This window comes from Sunxiuqinia dokdonensis (assembly GCF_001270965.1).
Lineage (GTDB): Bacteria > Bacteroidota > Bacteroidia > Bacteroidales > Prolixibacteraceae > Sunxiuqinia > Sunxiuqinia dokdonensis.
Genome location: NZ_LGIA01000118.1, coordinates 1 through 2,251 on the forward strand (window position 1 = coordinate 1; position 2,251 = coordinate 2,251).

The following is a 2,251-nucleotide window of genomic DNA, read 5'->3' on the forward strand; positions in this document are numbered from 1 at the left end:
GGACATTCTCCGGTTTAAGGCCTCCCTGAACCGATATGGGTTAACCCTGGATCAGGAGCTTTGCGAAATCGATATGCTGGTGATTAAACAATTCAAATAAACGACTAAAAACTCACACCCTCATGATGCAAAAAAAATTACGCTATTTATTCATGCTGGCAATCGGTATTGGGATTTCAACCCAATCGTTCGCCCAGTTAAAGCAAGTAAGGGGAACTGTTTTTTCAAGCGATGGAAACGCAATCCCCGGAGTTTTCATTACCACACCCGACTATTCGGCATCGGCCGTAACCGACAGCCTCGGCCATTTTGAGCTAGCCCTGCCAGCCGGTGAATCCGCTCTTCATGTCTCCCATGTCGGGTATTTCCGGCAAACGGTTTATGCTCCGGATGACGGAAGCCCGCTGAACATTTACCTCGAACAGGAGGTGGTCTCCATCGGAGAGGTAGTGGTCTCCACGGGCTACCAAACCCTGTCGAAAGATAAAACCCTGGGCTCCTACACCCACATCGACAACCGGCTGGTGAACCGGGCGGTGAGCACCGATGTGCTGAGCCGGCTGGAGAACATCACCCCGGCCTTGCTCTTTGACCGCCGCTTTGACGGCTCGCCTTCGCTGAGTATTCGCGGACAAAGTACCATCCAGTCGGAGGAAAGCCCGCTGGTGATTGTCGACAATTTCCCCTACGAAGGGGATCTGGACAACCTGAACCCCAACGATATTGAGAGCATCACCATTTTGAAGGATGCCGCTGCCGCTTCCATCTGGGGCGTGCGGGCCGGAAACGGGGTAATTGTGATTACCACCAAAAAAGGCCGGCTGGAGCAGCCCATGACCATCCAAATTAACAACAGCGTGACCATTGGCCGCAAACCGGATGTTTTCGACAACCCGCAGTTTCTGAATGCTTCGGATTTTATTGATGTGGAACAAAGCCTGTTTGATCAAAACTATTACACCTGGATGGAAGACTATTCGGCCCAGCCCGCTATGTCGCCGGTGGTGGAGCTGTTGATTGCCCGCCGCGACGGTCAGATCAGCGAAACGGAGGCGCAAGCGCAGCTGGACCGCTACCGGCAGCTGGATGTGCGCCGCGACTTTAGTAAATACCTGTACCAAAACAGTGTCAACCGGCAACATTCCTTTACCATGAAAGGAGGCGGATCAGCGGTCAGCTATTATTTAAGCGGCGGACTGGACCAAAACCAGGAAAACCTGGTACGAAACGAGCTGGACCGGATTACGGTCAATTCCATGCTGACTTATCACCCCACGGCTTCGCTAGAGATTTCATCGGGCATCCAATATGCCCACAGCCGGCAGGCGCAAAACAATGGCGGAAGCGCCTCAATAACCAGCGGAGGCACCTACGGCCTTTACCCCTATGCCCGCCTGGCCGATGACAACGGGAACCCACTGGCGGTGGTGCGTGATTTCAACACGGCCTTTGTCAGCCAGGCGCAAGCCAATGGATTGTTGGACTGGTCGTATGTCCCCTTACAGGAGCTGCAAAACAAGGATTACACAATTCAAACGGATGATATCCGGATCAACACGGCGGTTAACTACCGCCTGACCTCCTGGCTCAATGTGGAGGGTCGCTACCAGTATGAAAACCAGGATCGGCATATTCGTGATTTCCAAAGCCAGGAAATGTATTACACGCGCAATATGATCAACCAGTATGCCTATACCGACGGGGATGGTAGCTTGCTGTTTCCTGTTCCGCAGGGCGGCATCCTGGATAACAGTTACCTTTCCCTTGTTTCTCATTCGGGCAGGGCCCAGCTTAATGTGGACAAGAACTGGGGTGAGCGTCACCGACTCAGTGTACTGGCCGGAACGGAAGTCCGCCAGACCCGCACCACCGGCCTGTCGGACCGGGTGTATGGCTACAGCGATGAGCTGCTGACCACCTCGCGGGTGGATTACACCACCAGCTACCTGCTTTCGCCCACAGGTTCAACATCCACCATTCCCGACCGGTCGTCCCTGACTTACCTGACCGATCGTAACCGGTCGTACTACGGCAACCTGTCTTACACGCTGCAGGGACGTTATATGCTCACGGCCAGTGCCCGGAAAGATGAATCCAACCTGTTTGGGGTGGATGCCAACAACAAGGGCGTGCCGCTATGGTCAGCCGGTGTGGGCTGGCAGATCAGCTCCGAAGAATTCTTTCCACTACATGATCTGCTGCCGGTGCTGAAACTGCGAAGCACCTATGGATACAGCGGGAATGTCAACAA

1 protein-coding gene is annotated in these 2,251 nt (G+C 53.9%); it reads left to right on the top strand.

Going from position 1 to position 2,251, the window contains the following annotated elements; translation table 11 throughout:
• Window positions 1-122: 122 nt before the first annotated feature.
• The coding region (locus tag NC99_RS07650; protein WP_157624648.1) for a carboxypeptidase-like regulatory domain-containing protein at window positions 123-2,251 on the top strand (2,129 nt) is incomplete at its 3' end.